26 protein-coding genes and 1 tRNA gene are annotated in these 25,238 nt (G+C 63.2%); 25 read left to right on the top strand and 2 right to left on the bottom strand.

What is annotated here, in order from left to right; all coding sequences use genetic code 11:
* Positions 1-60: 60 nt before the first annotated feature.
* Complete coding sequence (locus F615_RS0106595; protein ID WP_019560383.1) at positions 61-693, bottom strand: ANTAR domain-containing response regulator; 633 nt, start codon at positions 691-693, stop codon at positions 61-63.
* A 44-nt stretch (positions 694-737) separates the two neighbouring features.
* Positions 738-1,010 carry a hypothetical protein gene (locus tag F615_RS0106590; RefSeq protein WP_019560382.1) on the bottom strand — a complete coding sequence of 91 codons (273 nt, stop codon included), beginning with the start codon at positions 1,008-1,010 and terminating at the stop codon, positions 738-740.
* Between the two features lie 225 nt (positions 1,011-1,235).
* Here F615_RS0106590 and tsaD point away from each other — a divergent pair, with 225 nt between their 5' ends.
* The 25 genes from tsaD (at position 1,236) to F615_RS0106465 (ending at position 25,229) form a co-directional block, all read left to right on the top strand.
* Positions 1,236-2,270, top strand: a complete 1,035-nt coding sequence (gene tsaD / locus F615_RS0106585) for a tRNA (adenosine(37)-N6)-threonylcarbamoyltransferase complex transferase subunit TsaD (RefSeq protein ID WP_019560381.1) — start codon at positions 1,236-1,238, stop codon at positions 2,268-2,270.
* Positions 2,271-2,377: 107 nt separating this feature from the next.
* Positions 2,378-3,637: a branched-chain amino acid ABC transporter substrate-binding protein gene (locus tag F615_RS0106580; protein ID WP_019560380.1), complete on the top strand. Its 1,260-nt coding sequence runs from the start codon at positions 2,378-2,380 to the stop codon at positions 3,635-3,637.
* Positions 3,638-3,806: 169 nt separating this feature from the next.
* Positions 3,807-4,076, top strand: coding sequence for a 30S ribosomal protein S15 (rpsO, locus tag F615_RS0106575; RefSeq protein WP_019560379.1), 270 nt, complete (start codon positions 3,807-3,809; stop codon positions 4,074-4,076).
* A gap of 203 nt (positions 4,077-4,279) precedes the next feature.
* Entirely contained in the window at positions 4,280-6,430 is a 2,151-nt protein-coding gene (gene pnp / locus F615_RS0106570) for a polyribonucleotide nucleotidyltransferase (RefSeq protein WP_019560378.1), read from the top strand.
* A 28-nt stretch (positions 6,431-6,458) separates the two neighbouring features.
* The gene (locus F615_RS0106565; protein ID WP_019560377.1) at positions 6,459-7,469 is read left to right on the top strand and encodes an NAD(P)H-quinone oxidoreductase; all 1,011 of its coding nucleotides are present in this window, start codon (positions 6,459-6,461) and stop codon (positions 7,467-7,469) included.
* A 33-nt stretch (positions 7,470-7,502) separates the two neighbouring features.
* Positions 7,503-8,243 carry a triose-phosphate isomerase gene (tpiA, locus tag F615_RS0106560; RefSeq protein WP_019560376.1) on the top strand — a complete coding sequence of 247 codons (741 nt, stop codon included), beginning with the start codon at positions 7,503-7,505 and terminating at the stop codon, positions 8,241-8,243.
* A gap of 33 nt (positions 8,244-8,276) precedes the next feature.
* Complete coding sequence (secG, locus tag F615_RS0106555; RefSeq protein ID WP_019560375.1) at positions 8,277-8,675, top strand: preprotein translocase subunit SecG; 399 nt, start codon at positions 8,277-8,279, stop codon at positions 8,673-8,675.
* Positions 8,676-8,944: 269 nt separating this feature from the next.
* Positions 8,945-9,029: transfer RNA gene (locus F615_RS0106550), tRNA-Leu, on the top strand.
* 212 nt (positions 9,030-9,241) lie between these two features.
* Positions 9,242-9,601, top strand: coding sequence for an NADH-quinone oxidoreductase subunit A (locus F615_RS0106545; protein ID WP_019560374.1), 360 nt, complete (start codon positions 9,242-9,244; stop codon positions 9,599-9,601).
* 15 nt (positions 9,602-9,616) lie between these two features.
* Entirely contained in the window at positions 9,617-10,093 is a 477-nt protein-coding gene (locus F615_RS0106540; RefSeq protein WP_019560373.1) for a NuoB/complex I 20 kDa subunit family protein, read from the top strand.
* Between the two features lie 10 nt (positions 10,094-10,103).
* A complete protein-coding gene (locus tag F615_RS0106535) occupies positions 10,104-10,700 on the top strand; it encodes an NADH-quinone oxidoreductase subunit C (RefSeq protein WP_019560372.1) in 597 nt (198 codons plus the stop codon).
* Between the two features lie 13 nt (positions 10,701-10,713).
* Positions 10,714-11,967 (top strand): NADH-quinone oxidoreductase subunit D, encoded by a 1,254-nt coding sequence (locus tag F615_RS0106530; protein ID WP_019560371.1) that lies wholly within the window; start codon positions 10,714-10,716, stop codon positions 11,965-11,967.
* A complete protein-coding gene (gene nuoE / locus F615_RS0106525) occupies positions 11,964-12,494 on the top strand; it encodes an NADH-quinone oxidoreductase subunit NuoE (protein WP_019560370.1) in 531 nt (176 codons plus the stop codon). The genes F615_RS0106530 and nuoE overlap by 4 nt, the downstream gene beginning before the upstream one ends.
* On the top strand, positions 12,494-13,840 hold the full coding sequence (nuoF, locus tag F615_RS0106520; protein ID WP_019560369.1) for an NADH-quinone oxidoreductase subunit NuoF: 1,347 nt from the start codon (positions 12,494-12,496) through the stop codon (positions 13,838-13,840). Before nuoE ends, nuoF begins: the two co-directional genes overlap by 1 nt.
* A gap of 12 nt (positions 13,841-13,852) precedes the next feature.
* Positions 13,853-16,171 (top strand): NADH-quinone oxidoreductase subunit NuoG, encoded by a 2,319-nt coding sequence (nuoG, locus tag F615_RS0106515; protein WP_019560368.1) that lies wholly within the window; start codon positions 13,853-13,855, stop codon positions 16,169-16,171.
* Positions 16,172-16,186: 15 nt separating this feature from the next.
* On the top strand, positions 16,187-17,251 hold the full coding sequence (gene nuoH / locus F615_RS0106510) for an NADH-quinone oxidoreductase subunit NuoH (RefSeq protein WP_019560367.1): 1,065 nt from the start codon (positions 16,187-16,189) through the stop codon (positions 17,249-17,251).
* A gap of 25 nt (positions 17,252-17,276) precedes the next feature.
* Complete coding sequence (nuoI, locus tag F615_RS0106505; RefSeq protein WP_019560366.1) at positions 17,277-17,774, top strand: NADH-quinone oxidoreductase subunit NuoI; 498 nt, start codon at positions 17,277-17,279, stop codon at positions 17,772-17,774.
* A gap of 66 nt (positions 17,775-17,840) precedes the next feature.
* Entirely contained in the window at positions 17,841-18,497 is a 657-nt protein-coding gene (locus F615_RS0106500; protein ID WP_026330093.1) for an NADH-quinone oxidoreductase subunit J, read from the top strand.
* Positions 18,494-18,802: an NADH-quinone oxidoreductase subunit NuoK gene (gene nuoK / locus F615_RS0106495; RefSeq protein WP_019560364.1), complete on the top strand. Its 309-nt coding sequence runs from the start codon at positions 18,494-18,496 to the stop codon at positions 18,800-18,802. Before F615_RS0106500 ends, nuoK begins: the two co-directional genes overlap by 4 nt.
* A 21-nt stretch (positions 18,803-18,823) precedes the next feature.
* Positions 18,824-20,848: an NADH-quinone oxidoreductase subunit L gene (gene nuoL, locus F615_RS0106490; RefSeq protein ID WP_019560363.1), complete on the top strand. Its 2,025-nt coding sequence runs from the start codon at positions 18,824-18,826 to the stop codon at positions 20,846-20,848.
* A 16-nt stretch (positions 20,849-20,864) separates the two neighbouring features.
* On the top strand, positions 20,865-22,340 hold the full coding sequence (locus tag F615_RS0106485; protein ID WP_019560362.1) for an NADH-quinone oxidoreductase subunit M: 1,476 nt from the start codon (positions 20,865-20,867) through the stop codon (positions 22,338-22,340).
* Between the two features lie 13 nt (positions 22,341-22,353).
* Entirely contained in the window at positions 22,354-23,850 is a 1,497-nt protein-coding gene (gene nuoN, locus F615_RS0106480; protein ID WP_026330092.1) for an NADH-quinone oxidoreductase subunit NuoN, read from the top strand.
* 18 nt (positions 23,851-23,868) lie between these two features.
* On the top strand, positions 23,869-24,171 hold the full coding sequence (locus F615_RS0106475; protein ID WP_019560360.1) for a DUF2818 family protein: 303 nt from the start codon (positions 23,869-23,871) through the stop codon (positions 24,169-24,171).
* Between the two features lie 12 nt (positions 24,172-24,183).
* Positions 24,184-24,798 (top strand): NUDIX domain-containing protein, encoded by a 615-nt coding sequence (locus tag F615_RS0106470; RefSeq protein WP_019560359.1) that lies wholly within the window; start codon positions 24,184-24,186, stop codon positions 24,796-24,798.
* Positions 24,795-25,229, top strand: coding sequence for a DUF1178 family protein (locus tag F615_RS0106465; protein WP_019560358.1), 435 nt, complete (start codon positions 24,795-24,797; stop codon positions 25,227-25,229). Before F615_RS0106470 ends, F615_RS0106465 begins: the two co-directional genes overlap by 4 nt.
* Positions 25,230-25,238: the final 9 nt, after the last annotated feature.

Raw genomic sequence — 25,238 nt, 5'->3', positions numbered from 1 at the left:
TGGTGCGGCGCACAATGATCGCGCACGATGGGGCGGGCAGGGGCCCGACCCCGAACACCCTCAAGCCAGCAAGTCGTGGGCGTCGATCAGCCGCTGGGCCAACTCGGCCAGCCGCAAGCCTTTGTCCATCGACATCTTGCGCAGTCGTGCATAGGCCTGGGCTTCCGTGCAGCCCAGGCGCTCCATCAAGATGCCCTTGGCCCGATCGACCTGCTTGCGCTCATGCAACTGGTTGCGTGCGTCGGCCAGTTCTCGCCGCAAACCTTCCTCGTGATGAAAGCGGGCCATCGCCACTTCCAGCACTGGCTTGACCCGCTCCGGTGCAAGCCCGGCCACGACATAGGCGCTGACGCCCGCGGCGATGGCGTCGCGCACATGGGAGGTGTCTTCATCGTCGGTGAACAGCACGATAGGCCGGCGCGCATCGCGCGTGGCCATGACCACGTGTTCCAGCGTGTCGCGTGCCTCGCTCTCGGCATCGACGATGATCATGTCCGGTTGGATCTGGGCCACCCGCTCGGGCAGATAGGCATCGGCCGGCAGCACGGCCACGATGTTGCAGCCGGCCTCCAGCAAACCGATGCGCAGGCGGCGCGAGCGCTCGGCATGCCAGCCCGCGAGGGCATCGTCAGGGTCCGGGCTGAGCGTTTCTGGTGCAACGATGAGAATGCGTAGTGCAGCAGACGGGCTCATGCCCGTCGAGCATGCAAATATCGGGCCACGCCAAGGCTATGCACTCAAACGCGCAGCGCGCGGCGCAGCCAGGCGAGTGACCGCGAAGCCATGCCCGCGCCCAAAGGAGGACGCGGCTGGGTGCGCTCCACCAGCACGCCGCGGGTGTCGAGCTGTGCAAGGAAATGCTGAACCGCGTCGCGGCCCAACCCACTGGCGCGTACCAGCAAACTCAACGGGACGAAACCCTGGGACATTTGGTGCAGCATCCGCTGATAGGCGGTGCGCTGGTAGGCCGGGGGCAATTCGGGCCAGCCCGAGAGCTTGTATTCCTTCATGTTCCCAAACGACTTTGCAACGGTCGAACGCCGTTTCCCTACTTCGCGCAAACGGGTGACAAGACTAACCGCCCGTGCGTTTTTCTGAAAGTGATTTCGACGCAGTGTGGTGCATTCCCTAGGTCCAAGTTGTGACAAAGCGCAAACGGTTTCGGCGAATTTGTAACAGCGTCGCGCGCAAGGCTCTTGCCATCCGGGCCGACCCTAGGGCGCTACACTGGCCGGATGTTGGTTCTTGGCATCGAGTCTTCCTGTGACGAAACTGGCGTGGCCTTGGTGCGCGCCGAGGCGGGCCGGGTGGCGCCCCGCTTGCTGGCCCATGCGCTGCACAGCCAGATCGACATGCACCAAGCCTACGGCGGCGTGGTGCCCGAGCTGGCTTCGCGAGACCATATCCGGCGCGTGCTGCCACTGACGCGGCAAGTGCTGGCCGAGGCTGGCTGCCGCCTGGACGACATCGACACCATCGCTTACACGCGCGGTCCGGGCTTGGCTGGCGCCTTGCTGGTGGGCGCCGGGTTGGCGTGCGCACTGGGGATGGCACTGGATCGGCCGGTGGTCGGGGTGCATCACCTCGAGGGGCACTTGCTCTCGCCCTTCCTGTCGGCCGATCCGCCGGAGTTTCCCTTCGTCGCCCTGTTGGTGTCTGGCGGCCACACCCAGTTGATGCGGGTGGATGATGTGGGCTGCTACGCCCTGCTGGGGGAGACCATCGATGATGCGGCCGGCGAAGCCTTCGACAAGTCGGCCAAGTTGCTGGGGCTGGGATACCCCGGCGGTCCGGCGCTGGCGCGGCTGGCGGAGTTTGGCGATCCGGATGTCTTCGAGCTGCCGCGCCCGCTGCTGCACAGCGGCAACCTCGACTTTTCCTTTGCCGGTTTGAAGACCGCCGTGTGGACCCAGGTGCGCAAACTCGGGCCGTCCATGAGCGATCCCGACCGGGCGAACCTGGCGGCTTCGACGCAGGCCGCCATCGTGGATGTGTTGGTGCACAAGTCGCTGGCGGCCTTGCGACAAACCGGGCTGCGACGTCTGGTCGTGGCCGGTGGGGTTGGGGCCAACCGGCGGCTGCGCGAGCGGCTGAACGCCCAGGCGCAGCGCCGCGGCTGGCGGGTGCACTATCCTGAGCTGCACTTGTGCACGGACAATGGCGCCATGATTGCCTTGGCCGCTGCCATGCGTCTGCAACGTGAGCCCGAGCGTGCCCGGCGCGACTACGCCTTCGACGTGGCCCCCCGCTGGGACTTGGCCAGCGCCTGAGCCAGCCATCGTCGGCGCGGCCCGGCGTGCTGGCACAATCCGGGCCCGGTTCCTGTCTCGATCGATGTCCACGCCTGCGGCCCATGAAAAACCGTGTCTTGAAGTCTATGCTTGCCGTGTTGGCGGCCACGTGGTGCGGCAGCTGGCCTGCGGCGGCTCAGCCCAGGCCCGAGCCGGTGCGTCTGGCGCTCATCGAAGGCTTGTCGGGCCCCTTCGCCAATGCCGGGGAGGCCGTGTTTCGCAATCTTGCCTGGGCGGCCGAGCGGATCAATGCCCGCGGCGGCGTCCAACTGCCCGAGGGCGCGCGGCCGCTGCAGATCGTGCGCCTGGACAGCAAGGGCCAAACCGAAGAAGCCCTGTCGATGCTGCGCTCGGCGATCGACCAGCGCATTGCCTTCGTGGCGCAGGGCAACAGCTCGGCCACGGCGGCCGCACTGATCGATGCCATCGACAAGCACAATGAGCGCGACCCTCAGCGCCGCGTGCTGTTCTTGAACTATGCCGCCGTCGAGCCCAGCCTGACCAATGAGCGCTGCAGTTTCTGGCACTTTCGTTTCGATGCCCATGCCGACATGCGCCTGGCCGCGCTGATGGACGTGCTCGCCGAAGACCGTTCGGTCCACAGCGTCTACCTCATCGGCCAGGACTACAGCTTCGGGCAGCATGTCGTGCGCAAAAGCCGTGAGATGCTGGCCAAGCGCCGGCCCGACCTGAACATCGTCGGCGAAGAATTGCACCCGATGGGCCGCATCAAGGATTTCCTGCCCTACGTGGCCAAGATCAAGGCTTCGGGCGCGCAGGCCGTGGTGACCGGCAACTGGGGCAACGACTTGACGCTGATGATCAAGGCGGCGCGCGAGGTGGGCCTGCAGGCCAAGTTCTACACCTTCTACGGCAATGCCCTGGGGGTCCCGGCGGCCATCGGCGAGGCCGGCGTGGGCCGTGTCCTGGCGGTGGCTGAATGGCATCCGAATGCGGGCGGCGCGGCCTCTGACCGCTTTTATGCTTCGTTTCGCGAACGCTTTCCCCGAGCCGCTGACGACTACCTGCACATGCGCATGCAGGCCATGGTCGAGATGCTGGTGGCTGCCGTCGAGCGCGCGGGCACGACCGATCCCTTGGCCGTGGCCCGGGCTTTGGAGGGCGCGCGCTTCGATGGGGCGGCCCTCGGCGGGGTCCATCAGGGCTACATGCGTGCTGCCGATCACCAGTTCATCCAGCCCTTGTACGTCAGCCTGATGCAAAAGGCCGGCGGCCCAGGCGTGCGCTTCGACAACGAGGGCTCGGGCTACGGATTTGCCACCGTGCGCCATCTGAGCGCCGCAAGCACCGAGCCGCCTCATCAGTGCCAGATGCGCCGACCCTGAGCCCGGCACCGAGCCATCGTGTACAATGCGCAAGTTTTGCAGCTCGAAACTGCAGGACGAGGCACGGCGCGGGGAGGTTTCGCCCGCGACCGCAAGTGAACACGAAACCGTCCCTTCCGGCAGCCCGCTTTTCGCGTGCCGGCGGAGGCGGTCGATTCCAAGGAACGATATGTCGATCGCAGATCTGAACAAGGCCGAGATCATCAAGGCCCATGCCCGCGGCGCTGCCGACACCGGGTCTCCCGAGGTGCAGGTGGCTTTGCTGACCGCCCGCATCAATGAACTCACCCCGCATTTCCAGCTCCACAAGAAGGACCATCACGGTCGCCGTGGTTTGCTGAAGATGGTCAACCGCCGCAAGCGTCTGCTGGCCTATCTGAAGAACAAGGATGCCGAGCGCTACACGGCGTTGATCCAGAAACTGGGTCTGCGCAAGTAAGCGCCCGAGGATGACCGAGAGCCTGTCTGGCGTCCCCAGCACAGGCTCTTTGTTTTTTTGTCGGAGTCCGCGCCACTGCAATGGAGTTGCTGTGTCATTCCAAGGCGCCTGCGGGGCAGGCGCCCTGGAATGGCACTCCGCTCCGGTGACGAGGCTCCAGGCTTGGCGCGCGGCCACATGCGCGTCGATCACCGGAGATATCCATGAGCATGTTCAACAAAGTCACCAAGACCTTCCAATGGGGGCAGCACACCGTCACGATGGAGACGGGCGAAATCGCTCGTCAGGCCACCGGTGCGGTGCTGGTCAACATGGACGACACCGTCGTGCTGGCCACCGTGGTGGCGGCCAAGAATGCCAAGCCTGGCCAGGACTTCTTCCCCCTGACCGTCGATTACATCGAAAAGACCTATGCTGCTGGCAAGATCCCGGGCAGCTTTTTCAAGCGGGAGGGCCGGCCCAGCGAGTACGAAACCCTGACCTCTCGCCTGATCGACCGACCCATTCGTCCGCTCTTTCCCGAGGGCTTCTTCAACGAGGTGCAGGTCGTCGTGCACGTGCTCTCGCTCAATCCCGAGGTCGAGCCGGACATTCCTGCGATGATTGCCACCAGCGCGGCGTTGGCCGTTTCGGGCATCCCCTTCAACGGTCCGATCGGTGCGGCGCGCGTGGGATATATCAACGGTGAGTATGTGCTCAATCCGGGCAAGACCCAGCTGGCGCAGTCCCGTTTGGACCTGGTGGTGGCCGGCACCGAGGCGGCCGTCTTGATGGTCGAGTCCGAGGCCGACCAGTTGCCCGAAGATGTCATGCTTGGCGCCGTCGTCTTCGGCCACGAGCAGGGCAAGGTGGCGATCGAAGCGATCCATGAGCTCGTGCGTGAGGGGGGCAAGCCTGAATGGGACTGGCAGCCGCCCCCCAAAGACGAGGCTTTCATCGCCAAGGTCACTGCCCTGGCCGAAGACAAACTGCGCGCGGCCTACCAAATTCGCTCCAAGCAGGCCCGCACCCAGGCTTGCCGTGAAGCCTATGCCGCCGTCAAGGAGGCGCTCAGCACCGAAGGCCTCGAATTCGACGAGGTCAAAGTCGATGGGCTGCTCTTCGACATCGAGGCGCGCATCGTGCGCAGCCAGATCCTGGCCGGAGAGCCGCGCATCGACGGTCGCGACACGCGCACCGTGCGCCCGATCGAGATCCGCACCGGCGTGCTGCCGCGCACCCATGGCTCGGCCCTGTTCACCCGCGGCGAAACCCAGGCCCTGGTCGTGGCCACCCTCGGTACCGATCGCGATGCGCAAAAGATCGATGCGCTGACCGGTGAGTTCACCGACCGGTTCATGCTGCATTACAACATGCCACCGTTTGCCACCGGGGAAACCGGCCGTGTGGGCAGCCCCAAGCGTCGCGAGATCGGCCACGGCCGTCTGGCCAAGCGGGCGTTGGTGGCCGTGCTGCCCTCCAAAGACGAATTTGCCTACTCGATGCGCGTGGTCTCCGAGATCACCGAGTCCAATGGCTCGTCCTCCATGGCCTCCGTGTGTGGTGGCTGCTTGGCGCTGATGGATGCCGGTGTTCCCCTGAAGGCCCATGTGGCCGGCATTGCCATGGGCCTGATCAAAGAGGGCAACCGCTTTGCGGTGCTCACCGACATCCTGGGCGACGAGGACCACCTCGGCGACATGGACTTCAAGGTCGCCGGCACGACCGAAGGCGTCACGGCCTTGCAGATGGACATCAAGATCCAGGGCATCACCAAAGAGATCATGCAAGTCGCGCTGGCCCAGGCCAAGGAGGCGCGCATGCACATCCTCAGCAAGATGGTTGAGGCCGTCGGTGGCGCCAAGGCCGAGGTGTCGCAGTTCGCTCCGCGTCTGTACACCATGAAGATCAATCCGGAGAAGATCCGCGACGTGATCGGCAAGGGAGGGGCCACGATCCGCGCCCTGACCGAGGAAACCGGCACCCAGATCGACATCGCCGAAGACGGCACGATCACCATTGCCTCCACCGATGGCGCGCGCGCCGAGGAGGCCCGACGCCGCATCGAGGAGATCACTGCCGAAGTCGAAGTCGGCAAGATCTACGAAGGCCCCGTCACCAAGTTGCTGGAATTCGGTGCCCTGGTCAATTTGCTGCCTGGCAAAGACGGCTTGCTGCACATCAGCCAGATCGCTCACGAGCGTGTCAACAAGGTCAGCGACTACCTGCAAGAGGGCCAGATCGTGCGTGTCAAAGTGCTCGAAACCGACGACAAGGGGCGCGTGAAGCTGTCGATGAAGGCCTTGACCGAACGGGCGCCCGCGGCCGAACGTGACGCTCAGGAGCAGCAGCAACAACAGCAGCAGCAACAGTGAGCCAGAGCAGGCCACGGGACGAGACCTCATGAAAGCGGTCGAGATCGTTGAATACGGCGCACCCGAGGTGTTGCGCCTGACCGAGCGCCCCGATCCAGTGCCGGGGCCTGGTGAGGTGCTGATTCGTGTCAGCGCCTCGGGGGTCAACCGGCCCGATGTCTTGCAGCGCAAGGGCCTCTATCCCGTGCCGCCGGGGGCTTCGGACATCCCGGGGCTCGAGGTGGCTGGCCAGATCGTGGCCGGAGATGCACAGGCGTTGGCCGAAGCCGGCTTTCGGCTGGGCGATCGGGTCTGCGCCTTGGTTCAGGGCGGCGGCTATGCGCAGCTGTGCGTGGCGCCAGTGGCTCAATGCTTGCCGGTGCCGCCGGGGTGGTCCGATGTCGAGGCCGCAGGCCTGCCCGAGACCTTCTTCACCGTGTGGTCCAACGTCTTTCAGCGCGGCCGCCTCCAGGCAGGCGAGACGCTGCTCGTGCAGGGGGGCAGCAGTGGCATCGGCGTGACGGCCATCCAGCTGGCCAAGGCCTTCGGTGCGACCGTCATCGCCACGGCAGGCTCCGACGAGAAATGCGAGGCTTGCTGCCGGCTCGGGGCCGACCACGCGATCAACTACCGTCGCGAGGACTTCGCCGAGCGTACCCGTGAGCTGACCGGCGGGCGTGGCGCCGATGTCATCCTCGACATGGTGGCCGGTGACTACCTGCCGCGCGAAATCAGCTGCCTGGCCGACGACGGCCGCCTGGTCATCATTGCCTTGCAGCGGGGGTCCAAGGCCGAGCTCGACCTGGGGGCGTTGATGCGTCGGCGCCTGACGGTGACGGGCTCGACACTGCGTCCTCGCTCTGTGGCCTTCAAAGCCCAGATCGCGCGTGAACTGCGCCAGCAGGTGTGGCCTTTGCTCGCCTCGCGACGCATCGTGCCGGTCGTCTTTCGATGCTTCGAGCCGCAGGAGGCGGCCCAGGCGCACGCACTGATGGAGTCCAATCAGCACATTGGCAAGCTGATTCTGCAGTGGCGCCCTGCGGACCCCGCGTCCCCTTAAAATTCGCAGCTTTTTGCGCGGAGTGCTTCGTCCATGCGACGCAAACTCGTCATCGGCAACTGGAAGATGCACGGCAGCCTGGCCTCCAACGCCGAGCTGCTGGCCGGCTTGCGTGCGGCCGAGCCTTTCGGATGCGATACGGCGGTGTGCCCCCCATATCCCTATCTGGCGGCTTGTGTGCTGGCCTTGCAGGGCAGCCGCATCGCCTTGGGTGCGCAGGATTGCTCGGCCCACGAGCAGGGCGCCTACACCGGCGAAGTGTCCGCGGCCATGCTCGCCGACCTGGGCTGCCGCTACGTGATCGTCGGCCATTCCGAGCGTCGCAGCCTGCATGGCGAGACCGACGCACTCGTGGCCGACAAGGCGAAGATGGCCCTTGCCAAGGGCCTGATCCCGGTGGTGTGCGTGGGCGAGACTTTGGCCGAGCGCCAGGCCGGGCAGACCGAGTCGGTCGTCAAGCGTCAGCTGTCGGCCGTGATTCACGCCTTGGGTTCTTGCACACCGCAAATCGTGGTGGCTTACGAGCCCGTGTGGGCCATCGGTACCGGCCAGACCGCCACCCCTGAGCAGGCGCAGGCCGTGCACGCCGTGTTGCGTGCGCAGCTCGCGGCGGCCACGCCGCATGCCCAGAGCATGCGCATTCTCTACGGGGGCAGCGTCAAACCCGACAATGCCGCTGCCTTGTTCCAGCAGCCCGACATCGACGGCGGGCTCATCGGTGGCGCCTCGCTGAAGGCCGCCGACTTCATCGCCATCTGCCGCGCGGCCCAATGAGGCGAGCGGCTCCTGAATCACCGGAGAACACTGATGCAGTTCATGATGACCCTGATCCTCGTGGTGCAGTTGCTGGCTGCGCTGGCCATGATCGGGTTGGTGCTGATCCAACACGGCAAGGGGGCTGACATGGGGGCCTCATTCGGCAGCGGAGCCTCGGGCAGCTTGTTCGGAGCCAGCGGCAGCGCCAACTTCTTGTCGCGGACCACCGCGGTGTGTGCCACGGTCTTCTTTGCCTGCACGCTGGCCTTGGCCTATCTCTCCACGCCCGAGATCCGGGGGGCGGCTGCACCCGGTGCCAGTGTGCTCGACCAGCCCGCCAACCCGGCGGCCGCACAAATTCCGGCGGCGCCCGAGGCCGCGTCGGCCCCTGCGGCTGGGCAGCCGGCTTCGGCGGCTGGAGCCGCGCAGATTCCAGCCTCGGGGCAGTGAGGCCGAAGCAGGGGGGACCTCCGGGAGGGGAGCCTGCCAGTGGGCCTGCAGCCAGAGCGCCGCGGGTTGGGGTCGATGCGCCGATGACGTGGCGGCAAACCCGGAAAGCGGTCTTAAAAATCGCTCAGGACGCTTGGAGAAAACCCTGCATTTCGGGTTAGAATTTATGTCTGTGCAGTAAGCGGCGCCCCTCAGATTTTGCGGCCGCTTACGGGACCCAACCCAACGATTGGTGCATGTCGCAGGCTTGGCCTGCGAAAGTGTTCCGGGCCGACGTGGTGGAATTGGTAGACACGCTATCTTGAGGGGGTAGTGGCGAAAGCTGTGCGAGTTCGAGTCTCGCCGTCGGCACCATTGAAATGCATCTTCGGCGGAGTCCTCATCCGGTGCTTCGCCGACCCTGAGGCCGGTCCATTGAGGCGGGTGCAGGGAAATCGGGCGTGCTGAAGCAGCGGTTGACCGCTGAGGACAGCGCGCCTTATTTTTGCCGCTTGCGGCAAGGCCGGACGACGCAGACATGGCGCAGCCAGGACCCACGAAACGATGAGCCAAGCGACGCAACGCCTATGATCCTCGACCAGTATCTCCCCGTCCTTTTGTTCATTCTGGTCGGCGTCGCGGTGGGCGTGGCGCCGCAGCTGCTTGGGTTGCTCCTCGGGCCGCGAAGGCCCGATCCCGAGAAGAATTCCCCGTACGAGTGTGGCTTCGAGGCTTTCGAAGACGCGCGCATGAAGTTCGATGTGCGCTACTACCTCGTGGCCATTCTGTTCATTCTCTTCGACCTCGAAATCGCCTTCCTCTTCCCCTGGGCCGTGGCCTTGCACGAGATCGGGCCGGCGGGCTTCTGGGCCATGATGGTTTTCCTGTCCATTCTCGTGGTGGGCTTTGTGTACGAGTGGAAGAAGGGCGCCCTGGATTGGGAATGACCAAGGAGTGCAGTCATGAGTATCGAAGGCGTTCTCAAGGAAGGTTTCATCACCACGACGGTGGACAAGCTGGTCAACTGGTCCAAGACCGGCTCGTTGTGGCCCATGACCTTTGGGTTGGCTTGTTGTGCGGTGGAGATGATGCACGCCGGTGCGTCGCGCTATGACATCGACCGATTCGGCATGTTGTTTCGCCCCAGCCCGCGCCAGTCCGACCTGATGATCGTAGCGGGTACCTTGTGCAACAAGATGGCGCCGGCGCTGCGCAAGGTCTATGACCAGATGGCCGAGCCGCGCTGGGTGATCAGCATGGGTTCGTGTGCCAACGGGGGTGGTTATTACCACTACAGCTACTCGGTCGTGCGCGGTTGCGACCGCATCGTGCCGGTCGATGTCTATGTGCCGGGCTGTCCGCCCACGGCCGAGGCCTTGCTCTATGGCATCTTGCAGCTGCAGTCCAAGATCCGCCGCGAAAACACCATTGCCCGTTGAAGAGACGCCCATGACCCGACTCGACACTTTGCAAAGCGCGCTCGAGGCCCGTCTGGGCGGTCAGATCCGTTCGCTGCGGCGTGAGCGCGGCGAGCTCACTGTCGAGGTGGCTGCCGCCGACTACCTCGGTGTATGCCGCATCCTGCGCGACGACGAGGCTTTGCGCTTCGAGCAGCTCATCGACTTGTGTGGCGTGGACTACAGCACCTATGGCGACGGCCGTCATGACGGGCCGCGCTTCGCGGTGGTGTGCCACCTGTTGTCGATCACGCACAACTGGCGCTTGCGTGTGCGCACCTTCTGCCCCGATGACGACTTGCCCATGGTGGCTTCGGTCAACGAAATCTGGAATTCGGCCAACTGGTACGAGCGCGAGGCCTTCGATTTGTTTGGCATCGTCTTCGAAGGGCATCTGGACTTGCGCCGCATCCTGACCGATTACGGCTTCATCGGGCATCCGTTCCGGAAAGATTTCCCCACCACGGGCCATGTCGAGATGCGCTACGACCCCGAGCAGCGGCGCGTCATCTACCAGCCGGTGACGATCGAGCCGCGCGAAATCACGCCGCGCGTGATCCGCGAAGAGCGCTACGGCGGCTTGCACTGAGCCCGAGGCAACCATGGCTGACATCAAGAACTACACGCTCAACTTTGGCCCACAGCACCCTGCCGCCCACGGCGTGTTGCGCCTGGTGCTGGAACTCGACGGAGAGGTCATTCAGCGCGCCGATCCCCATATTGGGCTGCTGCATCGAGCCACCGAGAAACTGGCCGAGAGCAAGACCTACATCCAGTCCTTGCCCTACATGGACCGTCTCGATTACGTGTCCATGATGTGCAATGAGCATGCTTACTGTCTGGCCATCGAGAAGCTGTTGGGCATCCAGGTGCCCGAGCGTGCGCAATACATCCGCGTCATGTTTGCCGAGATCACCCGGCTGCTGAACCACTTGTTGTGGCTGGGCGCTCATGGGCTGGACTGCGGTGCGATGAACATGCTCATCTACTGCTTCCGTGAGCGGGAAGATCTTTTCGACATGTACGAGGCGGTCTCGGGGGCGCGCATGCACGCGGCCTATTTCCGCCCTGGCGGGGTCTACCGCGACCTGCCCGACCGCATGCCGCAGTACAAACCTTCCAAGATTCGCAGCGCCAAGGCGGTGGCCAAGCTCAACGAGAACCGGCAAGGCTCGCTGCTGGACTTCATCGAGGACTTCACCCGCCGCTTCCCGAAGCATGTGGACGAATACGAGACGCTGCTGACGGACAACCGGATTTGGAAGCAGCGCACGGTGGGCATCGGCGTGGTCAGCCCGGAGCGTGCGCTCAACCTCGGCTTCACCGGTCCGATGCTGCGCGGCTCGGGCGTCGCTTGGGATCTGCGCAAGATGCAGCCCTATGACGTGTACGACCGCATGGAGTTCGACGTGCCGGTGGGCACCAATGGTGACTGCTACGACCGCTACCTGGTGCGCGTGGAGGAGATGCGGCAGTCCAATCGCATCATCCAGCAATGCGTGGAGTGGCTGCGCAAAAACCCGGGGCCGGTCATCACCGACAACCACAAGGTGGCACCGCCGTCGCGTGTGCAGATGAAGTCCAGCATGGAAGAGCTGATCCATCACTTCAAGCTCTTCACCGAGGGATTCCATGTGCCCGAGGGCGAAGCCTATGCCGCCGTCGAGCATCCCAAGGGTGAGTTCGGCATCTACATCATCAGCGATGGTGCCAACAAGCCCTATCGCCTGAAGATCCGTGCCCCGGGATTTGCCCACCTGGCCGCGATGGATGAAATGTCCAGGGGGCACATGATTGCCGATGCCGTGGCCGTGATCGGCACCATGGACATCGTGTTCGGAGAGATTGACCGATGAGCGCCCAAGCCAAGCAGGTCCAGCCGATGCAGTTCGCGCCGGCCACGCTGGAGCGTTTTGCCCGCGAGGTGGCGAAGTACCCGCCCGATCAGAAGCAGTCGGCCGTGATGGCGTGTCTGGCCATCGTGCAGCAGGAGCAAGGTTGGGTGTCGGCCGAGGCTGAGTTGGGCGTGGCCCAGTACCTCGGCATGCCCCCGGTGGCGGTGCGTGAGGTCACCACCTTCTACAACATGTACAACCAGCAGCCGGTGGGCAAGTTCAAGCTCAACGTCTGCACCAACCTGCCGTGTCAGTTGCGCGGCGGGCTGGCCGCTGCCGAGTATTTGGCCCAACGTCTGGGCATCGAGATCGGAGGCACCACGCCCGATGGGCGGATCACCCTGCAGGAATGCGAGTGCCTCGGAGCGTGCGCCGATGCGCCGGTGATGCTGGTCAATGATCGCCAGATGTGCAGTTTCATGAGCAACGAGCGACTCGATGCGCTGCTGGCCGAGCTGGAGTCGGCCGCCAAGCAAGGGGTGAAGTGATGGCCCTCGACCTGTCCAAGTTCCAGGCCACCGGCCTTGAGACCTGTTTCCACGGTCGCCACATCCAGCCGCAGATCTATGCCGGATTGGACGGCCGCAACTGGCGCCTGAAGGATTACGAGGCTCGTGGCGGCTACCAAGCGCTGCGCAAGGTGCTGGGCGTGGACGGTGGGGCAGGCATGACGCCGGACCAGGTGATTGCCGAAGTGAAGGCCTCGGCCTTGCGCGGCCGTGGCGGCGCAGGCTTCCCCACGGGGCTCAAGTGGAGCTTCATGCCCCGCCAGTTCCCTGGGCAAAAGTACCTCGTGTGCAACTCCGACGAAGGCGAGCCGGGCACCTGCAAGGATCGTGACATCCTGCGCTACAACCCGCACATCGTGATCGAAGGCATGGCCATTGCCGCCTATGCGATGGGCATCAGCGTCGGCTACAACTACATCCACGGCGAGATTTTCGAGGTCTACGAGCGTTTCGAGGAAGCGATCGAAGAAGCGCGTGCGGCCGGCTATCTGGGCGACAACATCTTGGGCAGCGGTTTCTCGTTCCAGCTGCATGCCCACCATGGGTTTGGGGCCTACATCTGCGGGGAAGAGACCGCGTTGCTGGAATCCCTGGAAGGCAAGAAGGGTCAGCCGCGGTTCAAGCCGCCATTCCCGGCGAGCTACGGTTTGTACGGCAAGCCCACCACGATCAACAACACCGAGACCTTCGCGGCGGTGCCCTGGATCATTCGCCACGGGGGCGATGCCTACCTTCAGGTGGGCAAGCCCAACAATGGTGGCACCAAGATCTTCTCGGTGGTGGGGGATGTCGAGCGTCCGGGCAACTACGAGATCCCGATGGGCACGCCGTTTGCCACCTTGTTGGAACTGGCCGGCGGGGTGCGTCAGGGGCGCCGGCTCAAGGCCGTGATTCCGGGCGGCTCCTCGGCGCCGGTGCTGCCTGCATCCATCATGATGGAGTGCACGATGGACTATGACTCCATCGCCAAGGCCGGCTCGATGCTGGGATCGGGGGCGGTCATCGTGATGGACGAGACGCGCTGCATGGTCAAGTCGCTGCTGCGACTGTCGTACTTCTACATGCACGAGTCCTGCGGACAGTGCACGCCGTGCCGCGAGGGCACGGGTTGGTTGTGGCGCATGGTCCACCGCATCGAGCATGGCAAGGGCCGCCCCGAAGACCTCGAATTGCTGAACTCGGTGGCCGACAACATCCAGGGCCGCACCATTTGCGCCTTGGGCGATGCGGCGGCGATGCCCGTGCGGGCCATGATCAAGCATTTCCGTGACGAGTTCGCCCACCACATCGAACACAAGACCTGCCAGGTTCCGGCCTACGTTTGAGGCTTGCAGCATATGGTTGAAATCGAACTGGACGGCCGCAAGGTCGAGGTGCCCGAAGGCAGCATGGTGATGCATGCGGCCGAGAAGGCCGGTACCTACATCCCGCACTTCTGCTACCACAAGAAGTTGTCGATCGCGGCCAACTGCCGCATGTGCCTGGTCGATGTCGAGAAGGCGCCCAAGCCCATGCCCGCCTGTGCCACGCCGGTGACGCAGGGCATGGTCGTGCGTACCAAGAGCGACAAGGCGATCAAGGCCCAGCAGGCGGTGATGGAGTTCTTGCTCATCAACCATCCGCTGGACTGCCCGATTTGCGATCAGGGCGGCGAATGCCAGCTTCAAGACCTGGCCGTGGGCTACGGCGGCTCGTCCTCCCGCTACCAGGAGGAAAAGCGTGTGGTCTTCCACAAGGAGGTCGGCCCGCTGATCTCGATGGAGGAAATGAGCCGCTGCATTCACTGCACCCGCTGCGTGCGCTTCGGTCAAGAGATCGCCGGCGTCATGGAGCTGGGCATGCTGCATCGCGGCGAGCATTCCGAGATCACCACTTTCGTGGGACAGACGGTCGATTCCGAGTTGTCGGGCAACATGATCGACATCTGCCCGGTCGGAGCGCTGACGAGCAAGCCCTTCCGTTACAAGGCGCGCACCTGGGAGCTGTCGCGCCGTAAGAGCGTCAGTCCGCACGACTCCACCGGGGCGAACCTGATCGTGCAGGTCAAGAACAACAAGGTCATGCGTGTCGTGCCCCTCGAAAACGAGGAGGTCAACGAATGCTGGATCGCCGACCGTGACCGCTTCTCCTACGAGGCTTTGAACGTCGAAGACCGCCTGACAGTTCCGATGATCAAGCAAGGCGGCCAATGGCGCGAGGTCGATTGGCAGACCGCACTCGAGTATGTGGCCAACGGTCTCAAGCAGATCCGCCAGCAGCATGGTGCGCAAGCCATCGGCGCCTTGGGCAGTCCCCATGCCACCGCCGAGGAGCTGTACCTGCTGGGGCAGTTGATGCGAGGCCTGGGCAGCCAGAACGTCGACCATCGATTGCGGCATGCCGACTTCACGGCGCCGCCTGCCGGCCAAGCGCGTTGGTTGGGGTGCTCCATCGCCTCGCTGTCACAGTTGGAGGCCGCGCTGATCGTCGGGTCGTTCCTGCGCAAAGATCATCCCCTGTTGGCGCAGCGCTTGCGTCAGGCGGCGCGGCGTGGGGCGCGCATCCACAGCCTGCATGCGCTGCGCGATGACTGGCTGATGCCCATGGCCTCCAGCCTGACGGCAGCGCCTTCGGCCTGGGTGCAGGCCCTGGCGTCGGTGGCTGCAGCGATCGCGGCCGAGCGGGGCGTGGAAGCCCCGGTGCAAGTCGCAGTCGATGAGGAGGCCGTCGCGATTGGCCGCTCCCTGCTCTCAGGACAACGCAAGGCCGTGCTATTGGGTAACGCCGCGGTGCAGCATCCGCAGGCCTCGGAGTTGCTCGCGCTGGCCCACTGGATCGCTGCCCACACGGGTGCGACCTGCGGCGTGTTGGGCGAGGCGGCCAATAGCGTGGGTGCGCAGCTCGTAGGGGCCCTGCCTGGGCCGGGCGGGCTGGATGTGGCAGGCATGTTCGCGCAGCCGCTCAAGGCTTACGTGCTGCTGCACGTCGAGCCCTCGCTCGATGTGGCCGATCCGTTGCGTGCGACGCGGGCTTTGCAAGCCGCCGACATGGTCGTGGCGCTCACCCCGTTCAAGTCGGCCGCATCGGCGCATGCGGACGTGATGTTGCCCATCGCCCCCTTTACCGAGACGGCCGGCACCTTCGTCAACACTGAAGGTCGTGCGCAAAGTTTCTATGGTGTGGTCAAGCCCTTGGGCGAGACTCGCCCGGCGTGGAAGGTGCTGCGGGTGCTGGGCACGATGCTCGAGCTGCCTGGTTTTGCCTTCGAGACCGCCGAAGAAGTGCGGGCCCTGGCTTTGGGTGACGTGACGACGCTGTCTGCGCGGCTGAACAACGAGGTGCAGGTGACGGTGCGTCCGACGGCGGGCTCGGCCGGCCTGGAGCGCATCGCCGACGTACCCATTTACAGCAGCGACATGCTGGTGCGACGCGCGCCCGCGCTGCAGCGCACGCGCGATGCGCAAGGCCCGGTGGTGAGCGTCGGACTTGCCACCTGGGAGCGTTTGGGGTTGCAGGACGGCGATCGCGTGCGTGTGCAAGTCGGTGGTGGTGTGGCCACCTTGCCGGTGCGTTGTGATGCGAGCTTGGCGGCCAATGTCGTGCGCGTGGCTGCGGGGCATGCCCACACCGCCGAACTGGGGCCGATGTTTGCGGCCGTTGAACTGAGCAAGGCGTGATCGAGGACGCTGCAAATGCTTGAGACCCTCTCTCAATACGGCCAGGCCCAGCTCGGTGGTGCGTGGCCCGTGGTCTGGACCCTGATCAAGATCGTGGCCTTGGTGGTGCCACTGATGATTTGCGTGGCCTACCTCACCTTGTGGGAGCGCAAGGCCATCGGCTGGACCCAGGTGCGCCCTGGACCCAACCGGGTCGGACCCGCTGGCTTGTTGCAGCCCATTGCCGATGCGGTCAAGCTGATCTTCAAGGAGATCATCACACCCACGGCGGCCAACAAGGGTTTGTATTACCTGGCGCCGGTGATGACCATCATGCCCGCCTTGGCGGCTTGGGCGGTGATTCCCTTTGGTCCGGAGGTGGCGCTGGCCAACATCAACGCCGGCCTGCTGTTCTTGATGGCGATCACATCGCTGGAGGTCTACGGCATCATCATCGCGGGTTGGGCTTCCAATTCGAAGTATGCGTTCTTGGGCGCCATGCGCGCGTCGGCGCAGATGGTGTCGTACGAGATCGCCATGGGCTTTGCCTTCGTCGTGGTCCTCATGGTGGCCGGCAGCCTGAACATCACCGACATCGTGCTCAGCCAGGACAAGGGCTATTTCGCCGATTTGGGGCTCAACTTTTTGTCGTGGAACTGGCTGCCGCTGCTGCCCATCTGTGTCGTCTACTTCATTTCCGGATTGGCAGAGACCAATCGCCACCCTTTCGACGTGGTCGAAGGTGAATCGGAAATCGTCGCCGGACACATGATCGAGTACTCCGGCATGTCCTTCGCGATGTTCTTCCTGGCCGAGTACGCCAACATGATCCTGGTGTCGGCCCTGGCGGCACTGATGTTCTTTGGCGGCTGGCTGCCGCCACTGGACAGTGCGCTGTTCAACTGGATCCCGGGTTGGATCTGGTTGGGGCTGAAGACCTTCGTGCTGGTCACCATTTTCCTGTGGGTGCGCGCCACGTTCCCCCGGTTCCGCTACGACCAGATCATGCGCCTGGGCTGGAAGGTGTTCATCCCCGTGACCTTGGTGTGGCTGGTGGTGGTGGGTCTGTGGATCCAATCGCCCTGGAACATCTGGCACTGAACCGGAAGTCTGACGAGGTCCCACGATGTCTGCTGTAGCTTCCCTCAAGGGGTTCATCAACAGCTTCATGCTCACGGAGCTGATCAAGGGCCTGGCCCTGACGGGGCGGCATTTCCTCTCGCCGCACATCACCGTGCAGTTTCCGGAGGAAAAAACCCCCTTGTCACCCCGCTTCCGGGGCTTGCATGCCTTGCGCCGCTATGAGAACGGTGAGGAGCGCTGCATCGCTTGCAAGCTGTGTGAGGCGGTGTGCCCAGCCATGGCCATCACCATCGAGTCCGAGGTGCGTGAGGACGGTTCGCGCCGCACGACCCGCTACGACATCGATTTGACCAAGTGCATCTTCTGCGGCTTCTGTGAAGAGAGCTGCCCGGTCGATTCCATCGTCGAGACGCACATCTTCGAGTATCACGGCGAAAAGCGCGGTGACCTCTACTTCACCAAAGACATGTTGTTGGCCGTGGGCGACCGTTACGAAAAAGAAATCGCGGCCAACAAGGAGGCGGACGCGAAGTACCGGTGATTCCGGCCCTTCGGGCCCTGCCAGTGCCGAGGCACGCCGGGCCACTGGCCAACCGAGAACAAAGATATGGATACCCTAAGCGCGCTTTTCTACGTGTTCTCAGCAGTGTTGCTGTTCGCGTCATTTCGCGTCATCACGGCGCGAAGCACGGTGCATGCCGCGCTGTACCTCGTGCTGGCGTTTTTCAACGCTGCCGGCGTGTGGATGCTGCTGCAGGCCGAGTTCCTCGCCATCGCCTTGGTGCTGGTCTACGTCGGTGCGGTGATGGTGCTGTTCCTGTTCGTCGTGATGATGCTCGATGTCAACGTCGATGCTTTGCGGCAGAACTTCTGGAAGCACTTTCCAATTGCGGGTCTGGTGGGGGTGTTGATTGCCTTGGAGATGGCTTTGGTGCTGATGACGGGCTTTACGCCAGCCAGCCCACCGCAGCTCAGCCCCGAGCAGCTGCAGATGGGCAACACCAAGCTGCTGGGCATCGAGATGTACACGCACTATCTCTATCCGTTGCAAGTGGCCGCCGTGCTTTTGCTGGTGGCCATCGTCGCGGCGATTGCCCTGACGCTGCGCCGGCGCAAGGATTCTCGCTATGTGAACCCGGCCGACCAGATCCGCGTGACCAAAGCACAGCGCCTGCGCGTGCTGCGCATCGATCCGGTCGTCGACAAGCCGGCTGCGGCAACCGCCCCAGGCGGTGAACAGCCCACCACTGGAGGCAAGGCATGAGCATCACGCTGGGACATTACCTGACGCTCGGGGGCATTCTGTTCGCGATGTCGGTCATCGGCATCTTCATGAACCGGCGCAATTTGATCGTTCTGCTGATGGCCATCGAGCTGATGCTGTTGGCCGTCAACCTGAACTTCGTGGCTTTTTCGCATTATTTGGGCGACCTGGCCGGCCAGGTGTTCGTCTTCTTCATCCTGACCGTGGCTGCGGCCGAGTCGGCCATTGGTTTGGCCATTCTGGTCGTGTTGTTCCGCAACCGCTCGACCATCAACGTGGACGAACTCGACGCCCTCAAGGGTTGACGCAGCACAGGACACCACAAGATGTCGCAACTCTCACAGAACATGCTGGTGGCGGTGCCTTTGGCGCCGTTGGCCGGAGCCATCATCGCGGGTTTGTTCGGTCGTTACGTCGGCCGTCGCGGTGCTCACTTCTTCACCATCCTTGGGGTGCTGATCTCGTTCATCCTGTCGGCCATGGTGCTCAAGGCCGTGGCGGCGGACGGGGCGCGCTTCAATGCCACCGTGTACGAGTGGATGGTGTTGGGCGATCTGAAGATGGAGGTGGGCTTTCTCATCGATGGCCTGTCGGCCATGATGATGTGCGTCGTGACCTTCGTGTCCTTGATGGTGCATATCTACACCATCGGGTACATGGAGGAAGACCCCGGCTATCAGCGATTCTTTGCGTACATCTCGCTGTTCACCTTCGCAATGTTGATGCTCGTGATGAGCAACAACTTCCTTCAGCTGTTCTTTGGCTGGGAAGCGGTGGGGCTGGTGTCGTATCTGTTGATCGGCTTCTGGTACAAGAAACCGACGGCCATCTTCGCCAACTTGAAGGCCTTCTTGGTCAACCGGGTGGGCGACTTTGGCTTCATTCTCGGGATCGGCCTCATCGCGGCGTTTGCCGGCACGCTCAATTACACCGAAGCTTTTGGCAAAGCCGGCGAGCTGGCTCGTTTGAGCTTCCCGGGCACCGAGTGGATGCTGATCACGGTGATTTGCATCTGTTTGTTCATCGGTGCGATGGGTAAATCGGCCCAGTTTCCGCTGCATGTGTGGCTGCCGGACTCGATGGAAGGCCCTACGCCGATCTCGGCGCTGATTCATGCCGCGACCATGGTGACGGCTGGCATCTTCATGGTGGCGCGCATGTCGCCGCTGTTCGAGTTGTCGGACACGGCCTTGAACTTCGTGCTGGTGATTGGGGCCATCACGGCGCTGTTCATGGGGTTGCTGGGCATCATCCAGAACGACATCAAACGCGTGGTGGCCTATTCCACGTTGTCGCAGCTGGGCTACATGACCGTGGCGCTGGGCGTGTCGGCTTATTCGGTCGCGGTGTTCCACCTGATGACGCACGCGTTCTTCAAGGCCTTGCTGTTCCTGGCCGCTGGGTCGGTGATCATCGGCATGCACCACGATCAGGACATCCGCAACATGGGCGGCCTGCGCAAGTACATGCCCATCACCTGGATCACTTCGCTGTTGGGCTCCTTGGCGCTGATCGGTACGCCGCTGTTCTCGGGTTTTTATTCGAAGGACAGCATCATCCTGGCCGTGCAGGCCAGCACCTTGCCGGGGGCTGGCTTTGCCAGCTTCGCCGTGGTGGCCGGTGTGTTCATCACTGCGTTTTATTCGTTCCGGATGTATTTCCTGGTGTTTCATGGCCCGGAGCGCTTCCACGACAAACCTCATCCCTCAGCGGATGACCATGGCCACCATGACGATGCACACGGCCATCATGAGCCGCATGAGTCGCCCTGGGTGGTGACCGCGCCACTGCTGCTGTTGGCCGTGCCGTCGGTGGTGATCGGCTTCATGACCATTGGTCCGATGCTCTTTGGCGACTTCCTCAAAGACGCCATCTTCGTCGATACCCAGGCCCATCCCGCGATGAAGGTGTTGGCCGAGGAGTTTCATGGTGCAGCGGCGATGGCTTTGCACGGGTTGCAGACGCTTCCGTTCTGGCTGGCGTTGGCGGGGGTTGTCACGGCTTATGTCTTCTACCTAGTCAAACCCGAGATTCCAGCGGCGCTGCGCGCTCGCCTGGGGTGGCTGGTGCGCATCATGGAGAACAAGTACTACATGGATTGGATCAACGAGAAGGTCGTCGCCGCAGGCGCGCGATTGCTGGGCCGCGGTTTGTGGAAGGGGGGCGATGTGGGTTTGATCGACGGCCTGTTCGTCAATGGTTCGGCCAAACTGGTGGGCTGGACCGCCTCGGTGGTGCGTCTGGTGCAGTCGGGCTACATCTACCACTATGCCTTGGTGATGATCGTCGGCGTGATCGCGCTGATCACCTGGCAGTTGTGGCCACACCTGCAGTCCTTCCTGGTTCGTTGAGCGAGGTGGTCTGAACATGAGTCTGCTGAGCCTCGCGATTTGGACGCCCATTCTCTTTGGCGTCATCTTGCTGACCCTGGGGCGCGATGAGCATGCCAACGCGGTACGCTGGATCGCTCTGGCCGGGGCTGTGTTGAGCTTTTTCGTCACCGTCCCGCTGATCGCCGGCTTCGACACCAGCACTTCGGCGATGCAGTTCGTCGAACACGTGACCTGGATCGAGCGCTTCAATGTCCATTACCACCTGGGCGTGGATGGCTTGTCCGTTTGGTTCGTGTTGCTGACGGCTTTCATCACCGTCGTGGTGGTGATCTCGGCCTGGGAGGTGATCACCGAACGCGTGAACCAGTACATGGGGGCCTTCCTCATCCTCTCCGGCCTGATGGTGGGGGTGTTTTCGGCCCTGGACGGACTGCTGTTCTACGTGTTTTTCGAGGCCACGCTGATTCCGATGTACATCATCATCGGCATCTGGGGCGGTCCGCGGCGGGTCTATGCCGCGTTCAAGTTCTTCCTCTATACGCTGCTGGGCTCGCTGTTGATGCTGGTGGCGCTGGCCTATCTGTACTACAAGTCGGGCGGCAGTTTCGACATCTTGAGCTGGCATCAGTTGCCGTTGCCGCTGGACGTGCAAATGTTGCTGTTTGGGGCCTTCTTCTTGGCTTTTGCGGTGAAGGTGCCGATGTGGCCGGTGCACACCTGGCTGCCCGATGCCCACGTGGAAGCCCCCACCGGTGGCTCGGTGGTGCTGGCAGCCATCATGCTCAAGCTCGGCGCGTATGGCTTCCTGCGCTTTTCTTTGCCCATCGTGCCTGATGCGGCGCGTGAGCTGGATTGGCTCATCATCAGCCTGTCGCTGATCGCCGTGCTGTACATCGGCTTGGTGGCCTTGGTGCAGCAGGACATGAAGAAGCTCGTGGCCTATTCTTCGATTGCCCACATGGGCTTCGTGACCTTGGGCTTTTTCTTGTTCAATGAGCTGGCCGTCTCGGGGGCGATCGTGCAGATGATTGCGCACGGTTTCGTCTCGGGGGCGATGTTCCTGTGCATCGGTGTGTTGTATGACCGTGTGCACTCCCGAGAAATCGCTGCCTATGGCGGGGTGGTCAACACCATGCCGAAGTTTGCCGCGTTTGCCGTGCTGTTTGCCATGGCCAACTGTGGCCTGCCGGGGACGGCTGGCTTCGTGGGCGAATGGATGGTGATCCTGGGGGCCGTGAAGGTGAACTTCTGGATTGGGCTGTTGGCGGCCACCACGCTGATTTTCGGTGCGGCGTACACGCTGTGGATGGTCAAGCGCGTGTACTTTGGCGATGTCGCGAATGACAACGTGCGTGCCTTGCAAGACTTGAACAAGCGCGAGTTCTTCATGCTGGCGCTGCTGGCCCTGGCGGTGCTTTGGATGGGCGTGTATCCCAAGCCCTTCACCGATGTGATGCATCAATCGGTGGTGGATTTGCTCAAACACGTGGCCGTGTCCAAGCTGAACTGACGGGGCGATGACCATGAACACGATGAACTGGATCGCCATCTACCCCGAAATCACCTTGCTGGTGCTGGCCAGCGCCATCCTTGTGATCGACCTGTTCGTGACGCATCCTCTGCGCCGCCTGACGTATGGCCTTGCGTTGGCCACGTTGGCCGTGGTGGGTGCGATGCAAATGGCCTATTTCTTGGGGTACTACCTGGACGGGCAGACGGTCTATGCGGCGCATGGCATGGTCGTCAATGACCCGCTGGGCAATTTGCTGAAGTTTTTTGCGACGCTGTCGGTGTTCGTGACGCTGATCTACGGTCATCTGTACAGCGCCAAGCGCGACATGCTGCGCGGCGGGGAGTTCTTCACGCTCAGCTTGCTGGCCCTGCTAGGGATCATGGTGATGATCTCGGGCAACAACTTCCTGGTGATCTATCTCGGGCTGGAGTTGATGTCGCTGTCGCTGTATGCCTTGGTGGCTTTGCGGCGGGACGATCTCGTGGCCACCGAGGCGGCCATGAAGTATTTCGTGCTGGGCGCGTTGGCCAGCGGTTTCCTGCTGTACGGTTTGTCGATGATGTATGGGTCGACCGGATCGCTGGACATCGACGAAGTCTTCAAAGCGATCGCTGCCGGACAGGTCAACCGTCAGGTGCTGGTCTTCGGCCTGGTCTTCGTGGTGGCTGGCTTGGCGTTCAAGTTGGGTGCGGCGCCGTTCCATATGTGGGTGCCCGATGTCTACCAGGGGGCGCCCACGGCTGCGACATTGTTGATCGCTGGCGCTCCGAAACTGGCTGCTTTCGGGATCACGGTGCGCTTGCTCATCGACGGAATGATCGCCCTGGCGGTGGACTGGCAGCAGATGTTGATCGTGCTGTCGGTGGTGTCCTTGTTGGTGGGCAACCTTGCAGCCATTGCGCAGACCAATCTCAAGCGCATGCTGGCGTATTCCACCATCGCTCAGATGGGCTTCATGCTGCTGGGCCTGACCAGCGGCGTGGTCAATGGCAATACCTTGTCCGCAGCCAATGCCTACAGTTCGGCGATGTTCTATGTGGTCACGTACGTTCTCACGACGCTGGGAACCTTTGGCCTGATTCTGCTGCTGTCGCGTGAAGGGTTCGAGGCGGAAGAGATCAAGGACTTCAAGGGGCTGAATCAGCGCAGCCCTTGGTATGCCGCAGTGATGGCCATCTTCATGTTCTCGCTGGCGGGCATTCCGCCCACGGTGGGTTTCTACGCCAAGCTGGCGGTGTTGCAGGCGCTGGTGTCGACCAACGTGGAGCTTTACATCGGCTTGGCGGTGTTTGCGGTGCTGCTGTCGCTGGTGGGAGCCTACTATTACTTGCGTGTGGTCAAGGTCATGTATTTCGATGAGGCCGAGGATCGCACGCCGATCCAGGCCAGTGCCGAGGCGCGTGCGGTGCTGTCGGTCAACGGCTTGGCGGTCTTGGTGCTGGGCGTCTTGCCCGGTGGTCTGATGGCGATGTGCGCCCAGGCCATCGTGCGCGCCTTCTCGGTCTGAGCGAGGCCGGGTTGGCGCATGGACCAGTCGGCGTCGATCTGGGTGATCGTGATTGCGGCGGCTGTTGCGGCCAACTTGCCTTTCTTCAGTGAGCGGGTCTTTTTCGTTGGGCCTGTGCAGCATCCGAAGCGTCTGGCGTGGCGGCTGCTGGAATGGCTGGTCTTGCTGGGCTTGGTGCTGGCGCTGGGCATGGGGCTGGAGGCCCGCCTGGGTCAGCGTCATGCGCAGGGCTGGGAGTTTTATGTCGTGGCTGTCTGCCTGTTCGCGACCTTGGCCTTTCCCGGCTTCGTGTGGCGCTACTTGCGGCGGCGGCATCGCTGATCCGAGGCGGACATGAGTCGACATGAAGACGATCGCTCCTTGCTCGAAACCTGCGTGGAAGGCCGTGTCGCTTACGAAGGCAGCTTTCTGAAGGTCCGCAGCGACCGTGTGCGCTTGCCCGATGGGCGGCTGGCGAAGCGCGAATACGTCGTGCATCCTGGGGCCGTGATGGTGGTGCCCGTGCTCGACGATGGCCGCTTGGTGTTGGAACGCCAGTTCCGCTATCCCCTCGGGCGCGTGATGATCGAGTTCCCTGCTGGAAAGCTCGATGCGGGCGAGCCGGGTTTGCGATGCGCCATGCGTGAGCTGCGCGAGGAGACCGGCTATGTCGCTCGCCAATGGGCTCGGGCGGGCGTGTTGCACAATGCGATGGCCTATTCCACCGAGGGGATCGAGGTGTGGCTTGCGCGTGGACTGAGCCCGGGGCCGGCAAGCTTGGACGAGGGCGAGTTCGTCGAGGTGTTCACGGCCTGGCCGCAGCAGCTCGAGGCCTGGGTTCGCGATGGAACGGTCACCGATGCCAAGACGCTGATCGGTTTGCTGTGGTGGCAGCAATGGCAAGCTGGGCTTTGGTGCCCGGATTGGCAAGACGTGGATGACTCAAATCAGGCATCATCTACGCCATGAAGGTGTTCGATCTGCGCTGTGGTCATGGCCACGGCTTCGAAGGCTGGTTCGCTTCGGAGGAGGACTTTCAGTCCCAACTCGCGCGGGGTTTGTTGAGCTGTCCGCTGTGTGGGGATGCCACGGTCGAAAAATTGCCCAGTGCCCCGCGGCTGAACCTGGGCGCGGGCAGCCAACCCGAGGCGTCCGCGCCGCAGGAGGCGATGCCAACGCCGGAACAGCTTTGGCTGCGGGCGGTGCGGCATGTGCTCGAACACACGGAGGATGTGGGGGAGCGCTTCGCCGAGGAGGCGCGGCGTATCCATTACGGCGAGGTGCCTTCGCGAGGCATCCGTGGTCAGACGACGCAGGAAGATGCTCAAGCACTGCGCGAGGAGGGCATCGAGGTGCTGACCCTGCCATTGCCGGTGGGCATGAAGGGGCCGTTGCAGTAAGACGGTGCC

The organism is Caldimonas manganoxidans ATCC BAA-369, assembly GCF_000381125.1.
Lineage (GTDB): Bacteria > Pseudomonadota > Gammaproteobacteria > Burkholderiales > Burkholderiaceae_C > Caldimonas > Caldimonas manganoxidans.
Note: the sequence above shows the minus strand (reverse complement) of the source record. Positions and strands in the feature narration are given on the sequence as shown.